Here is a 16,805-nt window from a genome sequence, read left to right on the forward strand (position 1 = left end):
AAAAGCTCTTTAACCCCCGAAAAATCCCCCCACGAGGTCCGCCATGTCCCGCCGCCTGATCTCTACCGGATCACCGTTCGAGAAGACCGCCGGTTACAGCCGCGCCGTCATCGATGGCGACTTCGCCTTCGTCGCCGGCACCACCGGCTATGACTACACCACCATGACGATGCCGGCCGATGTCACGAGCCAGTCACGCAACTGCTTCAAGACCATCGCCGCTGCCCTGCAGGAGGGCGGCTTCGAGATGGCCGATATCGTCCGCGCGACCTACTACCTGACCGACGTCAACGACGCCGATGCCCATTTTGCGGTCTGCGGCGAAGTCCTCGGCGACATCCGCCCCGCCGCAACGCTGCTGGTCGTCGCGGCGCTGCTCAAGCCGGAGATGAAGGTGGAAATCGAAGTCACCGCCAAGCGCCGCAGCCGCTAACGCGGCGCGGCATCCGAGGGCGGCGCGCCGCCTGAATCCATCCATCCCACGCACCTTTCGCGGAGAACCATTCATGAGCTCGCAGATCCACGCGAAGATCACCGGCCCCATCGTGATGATCGGCTTCGGCTCGATCGGCAAGGGCACCCTGCCCCTGATCGAACGCCATTTCGACTACGACAAGAGCCGCTTCGTCATCATCGATCCGCATGACGACGGCGCGCTGGCGAAGAAGCATGGCGTCCGCTTCATCCAGCAGGGCGTGACCCGCGACAATTACCGCGAGCTGCTGGTGCCGCTGCTCACCGAAGGCGGCGGCCAGGGCTTCTGCGTGAACCTGTCGGTCGACACCTCCTCGGTCGACCTCATGACCATGTGCCGCGAGATCGGCGCGCTCTACATCGACACCGTGGTCGAGCCGTGGGCCGGCTTCTATTTCGACAAGCAGATGGGCGTCGAGCAGCGCTCCAACTACGCGCTGCGCGAGACGCTGTTGGCTGCCCGCCGCAAAAGCCCCGGCGGCACCACCGCCGTCTCGACCTGCGGCGCCAATCCCGGCATGGTGTCCTGGTTCGTCAAGCAGGCGCTGCTCGACATCGCCAAGGACACCAACACCGAGATCGTCGAGCCGAAGAGCCGCGAGGGCTGGGCGCAGCTGATGCAGAAGCTCGGCGTCAAGGGCGTCCACATCGCCGAGCGCGACACGCAGCGCTCGAAGAATCCGAAGCCGATGGACGTGTTCGTCAACACCTGGTCGGTCGAGGGCTTCGTCTCGGAGGGCATGCAGCCGGCCGAGCTCGGCTGGGGCACGCACGAGACATGGATGCCGGAGAACGGCCGCCGCCACAGCGAAGGCTGCGGTGCCGCGATCTATCTGCTGCAGCCGGGCGCCAATACCCGCGTGCGCTCGTGGTGTCCGACGCCGGGCGCGCAATACGGCTTCCTGGTGACCCACAATGAGTCGATCTCGATCGCCGACTACTACACCGTGCGCGACGGCGACAAGGTGGTGTACCGCCCGACCTGCCACTACGCCTATCACCCGGCCAATGACGCGGTGCTGTCGCTGCACGAGATCTTCGGCGCCACCGGCAAGATGCAGGGAAAGTGGCACATCCTCGACGAGAACGAGATCGTCGACGGCATCGACGAACTCGGCGTGCTGCTCTACGGCCACGGCAAGAACGCCTATTGGTACGGCTCGCAGCTCTCGATCGAGGAGACCCGCCGCATCGCGCCGTACCAGAACGCGACCGGCATGCAGGTGTCATCCGCCGTGCTCGCCGGCATGGTGTGGGCGCTGGAAAACCCGACCGCCGGCATCGTCGAGGCCGACGAGATGGACTTCCGCCGCTGCCTGGAGATCCAGTCGCCCTATCTCGGCCCGGTGAAGGGCTACTACACGGATTGGACCCCGCTGAACGACCGCCCGGGGCTTTTCCCGGAGGATATCGACACGTCGGATCCCTGGCAGTTCCGCAACATCCTGGTGCGGTGACTGGCTGGGCCGCACTCCCTCCTCCGTCATGGCTGGGCTTGACCCGGCCATCCACGAAGCCGCGCAGTTGAACGACGTGGATGCCCGGGGCAAGCCCCGGGCATGACGACGTGGAAGCAGCACGCGAACTCTCTCGCGCTCTGCCGTTGCTACAGCGAGCTACTTCCGCTCCATCGTCGGCGCGACCTTCTCGGCCGGGGCCGGCGGCAGCGCCGGCTCGGCGCCTTCCTTTTGAGCTTCCACGTCAGGGCGCGCGGGCTCTGGCGCCGGCGTCGTCGGGCGCGTGCCGCCGGGCTTGGACTCGGCCGGGGTCGCTGACGGTTCAGGCGAGGCCGAGGGCGTCGCCTGCGCAACCTGGTCGAGGTGATTGGCCTTGATCTCGGTCAGCGAGACCACGGCCACGAGCACGCCGAGGACGAACAGGCCCGCCGCCAGCAGCATGTCCCGGCGCAACGTCTGTTTACTGTTGATCGAGGCCATGGCTTGTCATCCGCATCCTACGTGTGCGGAACAACGGTCACGCGCCTGCGAGGTTCCATCGGGGTCTGCGTCCCAGTGCTTCATCAGAGCCGCAGCAGCCCGGCCTCGCCACTTTCATCGGAGAAAGCGAGCCACGTTCCCGCAGCATTCCAGCCCAGCGCCACGATCGGCGGCGTCTCGTTCCGCCGCACCAGGATCTCGGCGCCGTCCTGCATCCGCACCATCAGCACGGTGCCGTCCTCGTAGCCGCAGGCCAGGATGTCCTGCTTGGGATGGCAGGCGACCGCGGTGACCTTGGCCTTCATCGGCGCCAGCATCGCCGGCTCCTTGCCCATCGGGCCGTCCTTGCCGACGAACGGCCAGAGGATGACCATGTCGGCACCCGAGGTCGCCAGGAAGCGTCCGCCGCTGCCCCAGGACATCGACTTCACCCGCGAGGGGTAACCGGTCATCCGCATGTGCCGGCTATCAGCGAGCCGCCAGCCATGCAGCGCCGGCTCGTGCATCGCGGTGACCAGGAACTTGTTGTCCGGGCTGAAGGTGACGGCGTGATGCGAGCCGGCCCAGCCGAGGAATTCCGGCTCGCCCGCCATGTTCGGAAACCACAAGGTGGCGCCGTTGTAATGCGCGATCGCAAGCCGCAGGCCCTTCGGCGCGAACGCCAACCCGCCCGCGGTCGAGGGCACCTCGAGCGACTTCTCCTCGCCCTTGGGCTGACGCACGAACGCGGTCTTGCCGACCGACCAGGCGATCGCACCGTCCGGATGAAGGGCAACGTTGTCGATCCAGCGCCGCTTCGGATCGGTCACGAGCACGCTCACGCTGCCCGCCTTGTCGAGCGACGAGACCTTGCCGTCATCGCCGCCGATCAGGATGCGCGATCCGTCCGACACCGCGGACAGGATGCCGCCGCCGGTGACATCCACCTTGCTGATCTCGCCGTCGCCGTCGACGACAGCGACACTCTCCTCGGTGCCGACGAAGGCGGCGCGATCGCCGAGATAGTGCACGGCCGTGACGGCCATGCCGAGCGAGACCGGCTTCACCTTGTCGGTGACGGAGACGATCGATGCGGCCTCGCCGCCCTGGTCGAACGACGTCATCAGGTCACGATGCAGCGTTCGAAGCCTTCGCGGATGGCGTCTTCCGGCAGCTCGCGGCCGATGAAGACGACGCGGCTCTGGCGCGCCTCGTCGGGCTTCCACTTCCGCTGGTGATCGCCTTCGAGCATCATGTGCACGCCCTGGAAGACGTAGCGGTCGTCATCGTCCTGGAACGACAGGATGCCCTTGGAGCGCAGGATCTTGCCGCCCTCGGTCTGCACCAGGTTCTGCAGCCACGGCATGAATTTCGACGGATCGAGCGGCTTGTCGGAGCGCAGCGACAGCGACTGCATCTCCTCGTCGTGATAGTGCTTCAGGCCGTGATCGTGATGATGATGGTGATCATGGCCGTGGTCGTGATCATGGTGGTGATGATCGTGATCGTCGCCCGCTTCGAGGAATTGCGGCTCGATCTCCAGAATGCGGTCGAGATCGAACGCGCCGCGCTCCAGCACATCCGCGATCGCGATCTGACAGCGCTCGGTGCGATGCAGCTTTGCATAGGGGTTGATGGCGCGGATACGCGCCTCGACCTCGGCGAGCTCCGGCTTGGTGACGAGGTCGGTCTTGTTGAGCACGATGACGTCGGCAAACGCGATCTGGTTCTTCGCCTCCGGCGCATCCTTGAGCCGGTCCGAGAGCCACTTCGCGTCGGCCACCGTCACGACCGCGTCGAGCCGCGCGTTCTTCTGCACGTCCTCGTCGACGAAGAAGGTCTGCGCCACCGGCGCCGGATCGGCGAGCCCCGTGGTCTCGACGATGATCGCGTCGAACTTGCCCTTGCGGCGCATCAGGCCGGAGATGATGCGCACGAGATCGCCGCGCACGGTGCAGCAGATGCAGCCATTGTTCATCTCGAACACTTCCTCATCGGCGCCGACGATGAGGTCGTTGTCGATGCCTATCTCGCCGAATTCGTTGACGATGACGGCGTACTTCTTGCCGTGGTCTTCCGAGAGGATGCGGTTCAGAAGCGTGGTCTTGCCGGCCCCGAGATAGCCGGTCAGGACCGTCACTGGTGTCTTGCTCGCGTCGGACATGCTCACTCCGAAAACCTCAGATCGCGTCGAAAATGGCTCAAAAGCGCACTACCGCGAGGGCTCGAGAACCCTAACGGACCAGCGCGCTCGTCAGAGCCCTTATATTGTGCCGGACCATGGCAATGTAAGTGGGAACGGGCCCCTTTTCCTCGCTCAGGGCATCGGAATACAGCGTGCCGCCGATCTTCGCGCCGGTCTCGGCGGCGATCCGGCCGACCAGCCGGTCGTCGTTGAAATTCTCCAGGAAGACGGCCGGAATCCCGGCCTTTTTCACTTGGCGGATGATCTCGGCAACGTCGCGGGCCGACGGCTCGGTCTCGGTGGAGACGCCGAGCGGGGCGATGAACTGGACGCCATAGGCATCGGCGAAATAACCGAAGGCGTCATGGGTCGAGATCACCTTGCGCCGCTCGGCCGGGATCTTGTCGATCTCGGCGCGGACCTCGCGGTCGAGCGCATCGAGCTCGCCGAGATAGCGTTCCGCATTGGCCTTGAAGACCTCCGCGTCTGCGGGGGCGGCCGCGACCAGCGCATCGCGGATGTTCTTCACATAGACCTTGGCATTGCCGACCGACTGCCAGGCATGCGGATCGGCATCCGAGCCGCGCTTGCGTGGGGTGATGCCCTGGGTGGCGACGACGATCGGCGCTTTGCTGCCGGAGGCCTGCTGCAACCGCGGCAGCCAGCCCTCCAGCCCGAGGCCGTTGACGATCAGGAGCTGCGCGGCGCCGACATCCTTCGCATCATGCGGCGTCGGCGTGTAGACGTGCACGTCGCTGTCCGGCCCGACCAGCGAGGCGACACTGACCTTGTCGCCGCCGACCTGGCGGGCGAAATCGGCGAGGATCGAGAAGCTGGTGACGACCTTCAGCCGGGTCTCGGCCGATGCGGGGACAATCAGAACAAGGCCAAACAACAGGCTCAGCGCGGACAACAGGCGTTTCATGGGCATCGACTTCAGGCTTCGAGGTGGCGTCCCGGAAACAGTTGCGGAAGCACGCCGCCCACGCGTCCGAACAGCACCGAGGCGAGATAGAGCAAGGACGCGACCAGGATGATCGCAGGCCCCGAGGGAATGCGGGTCTGGAACGACAGCACCAGCCCGACATAGCCGGAGACGATCGCAGAGGCGACCGCGATGCAGATCATCGGCGTGACGTCGCGCGACCAGAACCGGGCGATCCCCGCCGGCAGGATCATCAGGCCGACCGCGAGCAAGGTGCCGAGCGCCTGGAAGCCGTTGACGAGGTTGACGACGATCAGGGCGAGGAAGATCAGATGCGCCGGCGCGCCCGCCCGGCTCACGGTGCGCAGGAACAAGGGATCGACGCTCTCGACGACCAGCGGGCGGTAGATCACGGCGAGCACGACGAGCGTGATGGTGGCGTTGGTCGCGACCATCAGCAAGGTCGGGTCGTCCATCGCCAGGATGTTGCCGAACAGCACGTGCAAGAGATCGACGTTGGTGCCCTTGACCGAGACGATGGTGACGCCGATCGCCAGTGACGCCAGATAGAAGGTCGCGAGCGACGCGTCCTCCTTCAACCCGGTCGAGCGCGAGACGAGGCCCGATAGCAGCGCCACGGCAAAGCCGGCGATCAGGCCGCCGGTCGTCATCGCAAACAAATTGAGACCCGACAGCAGGAAACCGATCGCCGCGCCGGGAAGAATCGCATGTGCCATGGCGTCGCCGACCAGGCTCATGCGCCTGAGCATCAGGAAGACGCCGATCGGTCCGGAGCCGAGCGACAGCGCGATGACCGCGGCGAGCGCGCGGCGCATGAACTCGAAATCCGAGAACGGAGCGAACAGCACCTCGCGCAGCATCATGCCGCCTTGGAGGCTTGCGCAGGCACGCAGGGCGCGGCGGCATCGTCGAACGCCTCGCACATCCGACGCGCCTGCGACAGATTGTCGGCGGTCAGCACCTCCGCCGTCGGTCCCCAGGCCACGGCCTCGCGCGCCAGCAGCAGGGTCTGCGGGAAATGCGCGCGCACCATGTCCATGTCGTGCAGCGCCGCCAGCACGGTGCGCCGCTCGCCATGCCAGTGCTCGATCAGTTGCAGAAGGTCGGCCGAGGTCTTCGTGTCCATCGCATTGAACGGCTCGTCGAGCACGATCACGCGGGCATCCTGCAGCAGCACGCGCGCGAACAGCATGCGCTGCATCTGGCCACCCGAGAGCGTGCCAATGCCGCGACCCTCGAAGCCGGTGAGGCCGACGGCCGCGATCGCCTGCGCGATCTTCTCGCGCGCGGCCGCGCCGATGCCGCCAAACATGCCGGTGCTGCGCCACAGTCCGGTGCTGACGAAATCGAACACCGAGATCGGGAAGGAGCGGTCGATATCGGCGATCTGCGGCAGATAGGCGATTTCGCGCGGCTTCAGGCCGGCCGCGGCGATGGTGCCGGCGAGCGGCTTCAACAGCCCGACGATGCCGCGAAACAGCGTCGACTTGCCGGCGCCGTTGGGGCCGACCACGGCGAGCAGCGCCCCTGTCGCGACCTCACCGGTAAGGTGATGCACGGCGGGGTGGCGGTCGTAGCCCAGAGTCACGTCGCGGAATTGCAGCTGGACCATGGCCGTCATCATCGCATCGCCAGCCAGACGATCAGCCAGAGCACCGCGCTCGCCGCCAGCGCCGCGCCGAGCCGCGTCGTCACCGGCATGCGCAGGATCGACCACGGCGCCGGCTGCGCCGGATGCGGCGCCGCGGGACCGTGGCTGTGGGCATGACCGTGACCATGGCTGTACCCGTGCGCATGCGAATGGCCGTGGCTATCGAGGGCAGACTGCGTCATTTCGTCATGATGTTACATTATAACATCACCGCTGTCCACCGCAGGCGGGGCGTTTGTGGCATCGGAGGTCGTGGTTCTCACCCCGTCATTGCGAGCGCAGCGAAGCAATCCAGGCTGCCCAAGCGGAGGGATTCTGGATTGCTTCGCTGCGCTCGCAATGACGGCGGAGACAGACCGCCTCCCGTCAACCAGCGCGTCAGCTGAAATACCGCACCAGCGCCAGGCCGGCGAACAGGCCGGCGATCGAGATCCCCACCGACCCCAGCACGTAGACCGCAGCCAGTCCCAACGCGCCCCGCTCATACAGCAGCGCGGTGTCGAGCGAGAACGCCGAGAACGTGGTGTAGCCGCCAAGAATGCCGGTCATCAGGAACAGCCGCCAATGCTGGGGCGCGCCGCCCTTGAAGGCGAGATACCCGGCGATCAGACCCATCACGGTGGAGCCGGTGATGTTGATGATGAAGGTGCCGTACGGGAAGTCCGTCCCGAATGCCTTGGCGCTGGCCATGTTGATCGCGTGCCGTAGCGAGGCGCCGCAGCCGCCGCCGAAGAAGACGAGAAGAAATCCGACCAGTTGATTCACGGGACCTTACCTGCAGACCGCATCGAGAGACGGAATGCCCTGCCCTCGTCGCGAATGGAGCAAAACTCTTGCCGCAAGGGCGCCGCTCTTGCAAGGATCGCCCTCGTCAAAAGCCTTGCCATGAAAAAGGGCGGCGAGCCGAAGCCGCCGCCCTGGTCACTTGCTTGCGTCAGCGATCAGATCGCCTTGCCGTAGAGCTCGTCGACGTAATCCCAGTTGATCAGGTTCTCGACGAACGCCTTCAGATAGTCGGGACGGCGGTTGCGATAGTCGATGTAGTAGGAGTGCTCCCAGACGTCGCAGCCGAGGATCGGGGTCGCGCCGTGCACCAGCGGGTTCTCGCCGTTCGGGGTCTTGGAGATTTCGAGCTTGCCGTTCTTGACCGAGAGCCAGCACCAGCCCGAGCCGAACTGGCCGACGCCGGCGGCCGCGAAGTCGGCCTTGAACTTCTCGAAGCCGCCGAGATCCTCGTCGATCTTCTTCTCGAGCCGGCCGGGCAGCTTGGAGCCGCCGCCGTTCGGCTTCATCCAGGACCAGAAATGGATGTGGTTGAAATGCTGGCCGGCATTGTTGAACACGGCGGGGTTCTTGCCGAACGAGCCCTTGACGATCTCCTCGAGGGACTTGCCTTCGAATTCGGTCCCCTTGATCGCATTGTTGCCGTTGGTCACATAGGCCTGGTGATGCTTGTCGTGGTGGTACTCGAGCGTCTCCTTGGACATGTAGGGGCCGAGGGCTTCATAGGCGTAAGGCAGGGGGGGAAGCGTAAAGGTCATGGGGGCGGTTCCGCAACTTGTGGAAGACGGGATTTAACGGGACCTTCTTATAGAAGGTTCCGCAGTCCTAAACACTGTGATTCTGGAAAAAGCGAGCCGTTTTGATGAGCATCGAAATCGAGGTCCTGAATGGCGACGCCTCCTGGCCGCTGGTGAAGCCGCTGTACGACGCGATCTGGCCGCCCGAGGTGGTCGCGAGCTTACCCTGGGCAGGTATCACTTTTGCGCATGCCGATCTGCGCGTGCTGGTGCAAGACGAGAGTGGCGACCTGCTCTGCCACGTCGGCATCTATCGCCGCCTGGTGAAATGGAACGGGCAGAACGTCAACATCGGCGGCATCGGCGGCGTTTTGACGCGCGCGGACGTGCGCAATCGTGGCCTGGCCACCGTGGGACTCAACGCCGCGATCCAGACCCTGCGGCACGAAGACTCGATCAACTACGCCGTGCTGTTCTGCGCGCCGGATCGCATCGCCTTCTACGGCGCAAGGGGCTTCATCCCGTTCGACGGCGACGTCTACGCCGAGCAGCCCGACCAGGGCCGCATCCGCTTCGACACGCTGTCTGCGCTCGTGCACGACGTCAAGCGCACTGCGCCGACCCGCGGCACCATCGACCTCTGCGGATTGCCGTGGTGAGGCCGCTCTCCCCTGTCGTCCCGGACAAGCGCGCGGTACGCGCGCGCAGATCCGGGACGACCTACCCCCAGGCAGACGTTTGAGGCACGCTGGTCATGGCACTTTGCCCATGATGTCCGCTGCGGAGGATGGGTCCCCGCTCGAGGCCGGGACGACAGCGGATCACATGGCCCGTATTCCGAAAAAAATAATTCTCTTGCGTTTTTCAAGAAATCATGCTTGTATCCCGGCATCCCGCCTCACCGCAGAGGGGCGTAGCGCGCGATCGTCACGACACGCGAGGTGGGGATGCGATGGCCGCGTTGCTGCCGCAGCATGCTTATCGGCGTGCGGACGAACGGTAGCACGCGGACGTGAAGTCGCAGCGTCCTGACACCCCGAAGCTGGTGTCAACCTGGCGCAATGCTCACGCATGGCGCTGGGGATGGTGGCCAACAAGCCCGGCGCACCAGGGAGACTGCGTATAAGCGTGAAGACCGTCGCGCAGGGAATGCCGGTTGAATCGGCTTTGCCTGTGGTACCTGCCGCCTGCATTCTTTTCGCAGGCGGGCCATGGGTGAGGCCTTCACCCGGCATTCCCTGCGCCCTCTGCATTTCGAGAGGGACGGACTGATCGCAGACCTCGGGCGCGATGCGCCGCGAGACTGCAAAGCCATGTCCATCGCTGTTTGAACCGTGAAACCGCCTCACCCGCCGTCGTCGTCCCGGACAAGCCGTGACGCGCGCCAGCGCGGCATGGCGCCGATCCAGGACCCATACGCGGCGGCGACGCGAGATGCGAAAAGCCAATCGCCGGCGCGTTTCGAACCGCTCCCTGGGGGTATGGATCCCGGTTCAAGGGCCGGGACGACAGCCGAGTTTGTTGCCGCAATCAAAACCATTTCCCGGCACATGCATGAGACAACCGAACAAGGAATTGAGACGGCTCGGCAGCCATGCACCTGATCGTGATGATCCCGCTTTGGACAACCGCTCCTCTGCGATTGCAACTGCGCCGTTTGCTGTTATGGAAACGCGGCTTCAACGGGGGGTAAGATGATTTGGAAATTGCGTTTGGCTGGTCTTGCGCTGGCGACCGTCGTGATGGCGCAGCCCGCTTTGGCCGCCGATGATCCGACCGGCACCTGGCTGACCCAGGCGGGCGACGCCAGGATCAAGGTCGCCAAATGCGGCGCCAATCTCTGCGGCACCGTCGTGTGGCTGAAGGAGCCGATGGACACCGACACCGGCAAGCCGGCCGTCGACAACAAGAATCCCAATCGCGCGCTGGCCAACCGCCCGATCATCGGCCTGCAATTGTTCGAAGGCGTTCACTCGGAGGGGCCGAATAAATGGTCCGGCAAGATCTACAACGCCGATGACGGCCAGAGCTACACCAGCCACATCTCCGTCTCCGGCCCGGATACGCTGAAGGTGGAAGGCTGCGTCGGATCGCTGTGCGGCGGCGAGACCTGGACCCGCGCGCGCTGATCACTCTCAGGCGACCGCGGCCTTCAACGCGGTCGCAGCCGATGCGTAGCCGCCTCGCGCGCCGTCGATGAAGTGGACGTGATCCGGCCGGATCGCGGACGGCGTGAAGCAGGTCATCATCGCGGCATCTTGCCGATGCAGCCCGTAGCGGACGATGCCGCGCGAAGCCGCCGCGCCGAGCCGGCGCTCCAGCTCCTGCGCGAGCTCGTCGGTGCAGTCGAGGATCATGCGCAGCGCATCGTCATATTTGCGGAAGTCGGAATTCTCGACCACCTGCTGCTTGTAGAGATCCGGCACGAAGCCGCCGATGCTGATGTTGAACCGCATCACGGCATAGACGAACAGCGTACGTCCGAGCACGCGGGCCCAGCGCGACAACAGCGGTCCGCGCGCGGCGCGGACCTCGTAGCCAAATCCCTGCGGCGGCCATCGCAACGCCGGCGCGCCGGCCGGCACCGGCCGCCCGGCATCGGGGCTGCGCTCGGTGAGGGTGATGATCTCCTCGATCACCTTGCGATAGGCCTGCGCATCCGCGCCGGGAGCCGGCAGCACCAGCACCGACAGGATGACCCCGCGCGCCGCCGGAATCTCCTCGAAGCGGCACGAGAGTCCGGACAGATCGGGCTGCGCACCGGACGGCGCCGGGGGAATCGCGAACTCGCCCCGCTTCATCGCGGCCTCGGCCCAGCCCACTCCGCCGCCCGCGAACATCGCATAGGACAGATTGGCCGACGGACCGTAGCGCGCCACGCGGACATCGAGCCCCTGCGCGCGGATCGCCGTCACGGGCACCAGCGCGACGCGCATCGCGAGAGCGAGATCCTCCCTGACCCAGGTCGCGGTGGCGGCAAGGGCTTCGCGCGCGGCCGCTTCGTCATCCGGGCTGACGGCGAAGCTGGCGCCGTCACCGCCGAACACGAACGGGAATTCGCGCCCCTCCAAGGCATTGGTGACCGCGGCGATGACCGCCGCCCCGGCCATGTTGACCGCCTTGTAGCGCCTGTCGGCGATCGCCTTGGTCGACTCGACGATGTCGGCCGTGCCGATCAGCCAGTCGTCCGGCACCGGCTGGTAGAGCTGCGGCTCCATCAGGCGCGCGAAGCCGCGAAACACCGGGATCGAGGCATAGTAGTCCGCAGCACTGGTCTTCGACATCGAGAGGCATCCATCCGGGGTGCGCGTCCAATGAGGAGCTACGTTCCTTCCTGTCAAGCGGGTTCAGGCAGCGATATTCGGCAACGGACGTGTCGCCAGGCTTGCGCCGCGTTATCGTTCTGTCGGGCTCGACGTGCTACCCTTTCACCATCATGGCCGACTCCTCCCCCGTTCCACAACTCGCCGCCCGCGCGCTCCAGATCGCGGACCGCATCAATACCGCCGGCTTCGAAGGCCAGGTGCTGTCGGCGACGCCGCTTGCGGTCCGCATCGGCGAGACGGGAGTCGCCGTGGTCTTCCGCTACGGCGTCGTCGTCTTCATCGGCCTGTCGGTGGCCGAGGAGATCAACTTCCTCGACCGGCTGAGCGCGCGGCTGTTCGGCCCGATCGCCCCCCACGAGGAAGAGACGGCCAAGGTCCAGGTCGCGCGCGAATCCGACGAGCCGATCCCGGTCGGCGGCCCGGTCCTGGTCAAGGAATTGTCGCTGGAGCGGCTGCTCATCGTCGCCGATGCGCTGGCGAAGAGCGTCGTGCTCGGCCGCAGCGAGCGCGAGATCGCCAACGTGTTCGACACCATCGAGCCGTTCGCGCGCGAGCTGGCGATGCTGGGACGAACATCGAAGAGCCGGGTGGCGATGCTCAAGCTGCTCGGCGAGGCGCTGCTGGTGCAGCACCGCGTCTCCGGCCGCGTGGCCGTCGGCGAAAAGCCGGACGTGTTGTGGGACCGGCCAGATCTGGAGCGGCTCTATGCGCGGCTCGAGGACGAGTATGAGCTGAAAGAGCGCGAGGACACCCTCAACCGCAAGCTCGCGGTGATCGCCGAGACGGCGACCACGCTCGCCGACATCATCGACACCAAGCGCTCGCTGCGGCTCGAGGTCATCGTCGTCATCCTGATCGCCTGCGAGATCGTGCTCGGCTTCTATGAGATCTTCGCCCGCGGCGGGCACTGACGATGGAGCTGCCGCACGCCTGACGACTGACGGCGCTGCATTCAGCGATGGTTCAGGCGCGACATGGAACTTTCGCATGGGCGCGATGAGCGATGCAGGGGATATCGAACCATGACGTGGGTGGGGAGCTTGCCACGGCCGCCGGCGGCCGGCAGCCACGAGGTGTGGCGAGCGCCCCGCCGCCGGTGCGGCGATGCTGGTCCGGCAATGCCGTCACACCAGCGCCCTGACGTTCCAGGTCGCATGACGGACCCCGGCGAGCTTCGCCAGCTCGGACACGACGCGGTCGAGATCGACCGTATCGACCGCGAGCGGCACCAGCGTCGCGACGATCTCGACGATGTCCTCGGAGCGATAGACGACCTCGGTCTCCCGCACCGGGTATTTGGCCGCCTCCAGCCGCTCGTCGAGCGCCTCGCGCAGCTCGGCGGCGCGCAGCCCGTCGGTGGTCAGGACGATCTCGTAGTGCGCCTCCGACGTCTGCGCATTGAGCGGGATGCGATCGATCGCGTTGACCAGCGGCCGCAGCAGCGTGTTGCCGGCCAGCACGAACACGGTCAGCGCCACCGATTGCGCGATCAGGTCGGCGCCGGCGCAGGCGCCGACCGCGGCGGACGCCCACAGCGTCGCCGCGGTGTTGAGCCCGCGGACGTTCATGCCCTCCTTCATGATCGTGCCGGCGCCGAGGAAGCCGATGCCCGACACCACATAGGCGATGATCCGCACCGCGCCGTCGGCGCCGGTCAGGCGGTTGCCGAGATCGACGAAGGCGGCCGCGCCGACGGCGACCAGCACGTTGGTGCGCAGGCCGGCGCTGCGCTGCCGGTATTGCCGCTCGGCGCCGATCAGCGTGGCCAGCACGAAAGCTGCGAACAGGCTGACGAGCGTGTCGAGGAAATCATAGACTTGGAAAGTGTGGAGGAATCGCATGGGTTTGCTGACTGTCTGCAGTATTAAGCTCCGTGGCCTGCCTGGCAGCAGCGACACGCGTGGCATCCGGCGGCGGAACCGCCGCGAGAGGCCGCTTTCTTAGGACGTCCTTGATCGAAATCAAATCCCAGTCCCTCCCGCATACTTTAGGCTGATATGATCAACAGGCAGATGACGTCCGGCAAACACATGACGCCATTCTCCGACGTCCGCAGGGATCACAGCCCGGCCGTCCGGCTGGGACATGATGCGGTGAGTGCGGTAAAGCTGTCCCAGGAGCTCACCGCCGAGATCGACGCCTGGGCGGAGGCTCACCAGATGACACGCTCCGACGCCATCGGCCAGTTGCTCACGATCGGCCTGCATGCATCGCGGCCGGCAGCAGCCGGGCAGCCCACGTCACGGGATCCCGTCGCCATCGAGCAGAATGCGATCCGGCTGATCGATCGGATGCTCGATCCGAGCCTGTCGGCCGAGGAGCGCCAGCGGCGGATCCGCCGCCTGATCGAAGGTCCTGCGGAATTTGCCAACGAACGGATCGACCTGCCGCGGCATCCGGGCTGACGCGAACGGTTCAGGCGGCCGAGCGCGCCACCACGGCCTCATAGATGTCGTCCTCCTGCGCCGTGTGCATGCGCACCAGCGTTTCGATCGCCTCGATCACCCGTTGCGCATCGCGGATCAGATAGCGGTCCACATGCTCGGACGGCAGATCCTCGACCAGCCGGCCGAGCAGGCGCGCCAGATGCAGGATCTCGCGATGCGCCCGGCTCATCGCCGACAGGCCATGGCTCTCCTGCAGGAGCCGCGCGAGCTTCGGATAGACCGAGCCTTCGTCGTCGCGCTCATGCGCCACGACCTTGTCCTGCACCACGCCGTTTGCCTCCATGATCAGCGCCACGGCGCCGTCCGGCGAGGCTTCGTCGAGCGCATCGACGATCGAGCGCAGGCGGTCGAGGCCGCGCAGCAGCGCCTGGTGATCATGCCTGAGCCCTCGGCCGTCTTCGGCCGTGATCCGGCCGGCCTTGCTGCGTCCAGCCGGGAACAGAGCGCGGAGCGCGTTCAGGATGACGGCGACGTCGATGGCCTCCTGGACCAGGGCCGCAGGTACCGGCTGCAGCAGCCCGAAGGCGGCGGCCCCCATCGCGACGAACGACAGGCCCATGCCGGCGAAGATGCTCTCCAGGGCGACGCGTCGGGCGCGCTGGGCGATCACGATCGCCTCGCCGACCCGATCGAGCCGATCGGCCAGAATGACCACGTCGGCGGCTTCCGACGAGGCGCTGGCGCCGCGGGCGCCGAGCGCGATGCCGACGTCGGCGCAGGCCAGCGCCGGGGCGTCGTTGATGCCGTCGCCGACCATGATGGTGGGATGCAGCCGCTGCTCGCTCCTGACCGCCTCCACCTTGTCGGAGGGGACACGGTCCGCCAGCACGGCGTCGAGGTCGAGCGCCGCGCCGATCGCCTGCGCGGCCGCGGCGCGGTCCCCGGTCACCATGACCATGCGCGCGATGCCGGCCTCGCGCAGCCAGCGGATCGCCCGCGGCGTATCCGCGCGCAGCTCGTCCGCCAGCAGCAGCGCCCCGATCGGGCGCCCCTCGACGGCGACGAAGACGATCAGGGCCGAACGCCACGACGCCCGGCGGATCGCGCGCGCCGCCCAAGCCGGCGGCGTGCGGCTGCCGAGCACGAGGTCGCGCGAGCCGGCCATCACAGGGCGGCCATCGATCAGCCCTTCGAGGCCCGAGCCCATCGTCTCCCTGACCTGTTCGGGCACCTTCAGCTTCAGCCCGCGGGCCTGGCCGGCCTGAACGATCGCGTGCGCCACCACGTGGTGCGAGGCCTGCTCGAGCGATGCGCAGAGCAGCAGGACCGCATCGGCGTCCTCGCCCGGTGCCGCGTCGACCGAGAGCAGCCGCGCGCCGCCGACGGTCAGCGTGCCCGTCTTGTCGAACAGCACGGTATGGGCACGCGCGAGCGCCTCGAGCTTGCCGCCGCCTTTGACCAGAATGCCGCTTCGGGCCGCCTGCGCCACACCCGCAATGAAAGCGACGGGTGCGGCGAGAATCAGCGGGCACGGCGTTGCCGCCACCAGCACGGCAAGACTCCGGATCAGATCGCCCGAGGCCAAATAGGCGGCTCCCGCAATAGCGAGGCTTACGGGCAGGAAGATCAGCGCGTAGCGGTCGGCAAGCCGCACGAACGGCGCTTTCGCGGTCTGGGCCGTCGTCACCAGCTTGACGATGCCGGCATAGGTGCTTTCGCCCGCGGTCGCCGTGACGGCCATTTCGAACGTGTCGCCGGCGTTCACAGATCCCGACAGGATCGCCATCCCGCGCGTCTTCATCACCGGGATGGGCTCGCCCGTGAGCGCCGACTCGTCGACGACGGCGATGGTTGTTTCGACCATACCGTCGACCGGGACGATCTCGCCGGCGCGGACCATCAGGCGATCACCGACCGCGACGCTGGCGATCGGAACGTTGTCGATCTCGTCGCCACGACGGCGATGCGCCTCGCGGGGCGCGCGATCGACCAACGCGCGCAGATCGTGCTCGGCGCGGGCGACGGCAATGTCCTCCAGCACGTTGCCGCCGGAATACATCAGCGCCACGACAGCGCCGGCCAGCGGCTCGCCGAGGATGATCGCCGCGCTCATCGACACCAGCGCGATCGCGTCGACGCCGATGCGGCCGGCCAGGAAATCGCGGACGATCGAGACGATCAGCCCCAGGATGACAGGAACGGTCGAGGCCGTGAACGCGATCCCGGCAAGATCGGGGCGACCGAGCACATGCGCGAGGCCGCCCGCGGCGAGGCCCGCGATTGCGATTGCGACGAGGGTCCACCGCAGAATGCGCTCGAACATGGATACCGGTTCCGGATTGCGTCGGCACTATCGCTGCTGCCGCCCGTCGGACGCTTGAGCGAAATCAACGGCGAGAG

Annotated in this window: 18 protein-coding genes; 6 read left to right on the forward strand and 12 right to left on the reverse strand. The window is 66.5% G+C overall.

The window, feature by feature from the left end; translation table 11 throughout:
- Positions 1 to 43: 43 nt before the first annotated feature.
- Together QX094_RS06175 and QX094_RS06180 are read left to right on the forward strand one after the other, a co-directional pair.
- Positions 44 to 433 (forward strand): RidA family protein, encoded by a 390-nt coding sequence (locus QX094_RS06175; protein WP_315716538.1) that lies wholly within the window; start codon positions 44 to 46, stop codon positions 431 to 433.
- Positions 434 to 506: 73 nt separating this feature from the next.
- Entirely contained in the window at positions 507 to 1,931 is a 1,425-nt protein-coding gene (locus tag QX094_RS06180; RefSeq protein ID WP_316186083.1) for a homospermidine synthase, read from the forward strand.
- 159 nt (positions 1,932 to 2,090) lie between these two features.
- Here the strand turns inward: QX094_RS06180 and QX094_RS06185 are convergent, their stop codons facing one another.
- From QX094_RS06185 to QX094_RS06225, 9 genes are all read right to left on the reverse strand, one after another.
- Positions 2,091 to 2,411, reverse strand: coding sequence for a hypothetical protein (locus tag QX094_RS06185; protein ID WP_316187677.1), 321 nt, complete (start codon positions 2,409 to 2,411; stop codon positions 2,091 to 2,093).
- Positions 2,412 to 2,494: 83 nt separating this feature from the next.
- A complete protein-coding gene (locus tag QX094_RS06190) occupies positions 2,495 to 3,514 on the reverse strand; it encodes a WD40 repeat domain-containing protein (RefSeq protein ID WP_315716535.1) in 1,020 nt (339 codons plus the stop codon).
- Complete coding sequence (locus QX094_RS06195; protein WP_409977974.1) at positions 3,514 to 4,554, reverse strand: CobW family GTP-binding protein; 1,041 nt, start codon at positions 4,552 to 4,554, stop codon at positions 3,514 to 3,516. The genes QX094_RS06190 and QX094_RS06195 overlap by 1 nt, the downstream gene beginning before the upstream one ends.
- Before the next feature lie 70 nt (positions 4,555 to 4,624).
- Positions 4,625 to 5,500 (reverse strand): metal ABC transporter substrate-binding protein, encoded by an 876-nt coding sequence (locus QX094_RS06200; protein ID WP_316186081.1) that lies wholly within the window; start codon positions 5,498 to 5,500, stop codon positions 4,625 to 4,627.
- Positions 5,501 to 5,511: 11 nt separating this feature from the next.
- On the reverse strand, positions 5,512 to 6,384 hold the full coding sequence (locus QX094_RS06205) for a metal ABC transporter permease (protein ID WP_409977973.1): 873 nt from the start codon (positions 6,382 to 6,384) through the stop codon (positions 5,512 to 5,514).
- The gene (locus QX094_RS06210) at positions 6,381 to 7,142 is read right to left on the reverse strand and encodes an ABC transporter ATP-binding protein (protein ID WP_315753694.1); all 762 of its coding nucleotides are present in this window, start codon (positions 7,140 to 7,142) and stop codon (positions 6,381 to 6,383) included. The genes QX094_RS06205 and QX094_RS06210 overlap by 4 nt, the downstream gene beginning before the upstream one ends.
- Complete coding sequence (locus QX094_RS06215; RefSeq protein WP_316186080.1) at positions 7,142 to 7,354, reverse strand: hypothetical protein; 213 nt, start codon at positions 7,352 to 7,354, stop codon at positions 7,142 to 7,144. Before QX094_RS06215 ends, QX094_RS06210 begins: the two co-directional genes overlap by 1 nt.
- A gap of 196 nt (positions 7,355 to 7,550) precedes the next feature.
- Positions 7,551 to 7,937, reverse strand: a complete 387-nt coding sequence (gene crcB / locus QX094_RS06220; RefSeq protein ID WP_315753697.1) for a fluoride efflux transporter CrcB — start codon at positions 7,935 to 7,937, stop codon at positions 7,551 to 7,553.
- A 176-nt stretch (positions 7,938 to 8,113) separates the two neighbouring features.
- Positions 8,114 to 8,713, reverse strand: coding sequence for a superoxide dismutase (locus QX094_RS06225; RefSeq protein WP_315753699.1), 600 nt, complete (start codon positions 8,711 to 8,713; stop codon positions 8,114 to 8,116).
- A gap of 104 nt (positions 8,714 to 8,817) precedes the next feature.
- Between QX094_RS06225 and QX094_RS06230 the strand changes: the two genes are divergently transcribed.
- Both QX094_RS06230 and QX094_RS06235 read left to right on the forward strand, forming a co-directional pair.
- Positions 8,818 to 9,351, forward strand: coding sequence for a GNAT family N-acetyltransferase (locus QX094_RS06230; protein ID WP_315716528.1), 534 nt, complete (start codon positions 8,818 to 8,820; stop codon positions 9,349 to 9,351).
- Positions 9,352 to 10,386: 1,035 nt separating this feature from the next.
- On the forward strand, positions 10,387 to 10,821 hold the full coding sequence (locus tag QX094_RS06235) for a DUF2147 domain-containing protein (RefSeq protein ID WP_315716527.1): 435 nt from the start codon (positions 10,387 to 10,389) through the stop codon (positions 10,819 to 10,821).
- 6 nt (positions 10,822 to 10,827) lie between these two features.
- On the opposite strand, the gene QX094_RS06240 is transcribed toward QX094_RS06235, so the two are convergent.
- Entirely contained in the window at positions 10,828 to 11,976 is a 1,149-nt protein-coding gene (locus tag QX094_RS06240) for a DUF3095 domain-containing protein (RefSeq protein ID WP_315716526.1), read from the reverse strand.
- Positions 11,977 to 12,128: 152 nt separating this feature from the next.
- Between QX094_RS06240 and QX094_RS06245 the strand changes: the two genes are divergently transcribed.
- Entirely contained in the window at positions 12,129 to 12,929 is an 801-nt protein-coding gene (locus QX094_RS06245) for an RMD1 family protein (RefSeq protein WP_409977997.1), read from the forward strand.
- A 213-nt stretch (positions 12,930 to 13,142) separates the two neighbouring features.
- Here QX094_RS06245 and QX094_RS06250 read toward each other — a convergent pair whose 3' ends face one another.
- Positions 13,143 to 13,859 (reverse strand): MgtC/SapB family protein, encoded by a 717-nt coding sequence (locus tag QX094_RS06250; RefSeq protein WP_315716525.1) that lies wholly within the window; start codon positions 13,857 to 13,859, stop codon positions 13,143 to 13,145.
- A gap of 156 nt (positions 13,860 to 14,015) precedes the next feature.
- On the opposite strand from QX094_RS06250, the gene QX094_RS06255 reads away from it, so the two are divergent.
- A complete protein-coding gene (locus QX094_RS06255) occupies positions 14,016 to 14,423 on the forward strand; it encodes a hypothetical protein (RefSeq protein WP_315716524.1) in 408 nt (135 codons plus the stop codon).
- 10 nt (positions 14,424 to 14,433) lie between these two features.
- On the opposite strand, the gene QX094_RS06260 is transcribed toward QX094_RS06255, so the two are convergent.
- Positions 14,434 to 16,728: a heavy metal translocating P-type ATPase gene (locus tag QX094_RS06260; protein ID WP_316186079.1), complete on the reverse strand. Its 2,295-nt coding sequence runs from the start codon at positions 16,726 to 16,728 to the stop codon at positions 14,434 to 14,436.
- Positions 16,729 to 16,805 lie beyond the last annotated feature (77 nt).

It is taken from the genome of Bradyrhizobium sp. SZCCHNS1050 (assembly GCF_032484785.1).
Classification (GTDB): domain Bacteria; phylum Pseudomonadota; class Alphaproteobacteria; order Rhizobiales; family Xanthobacteraceae; genus Bradyrhizobium.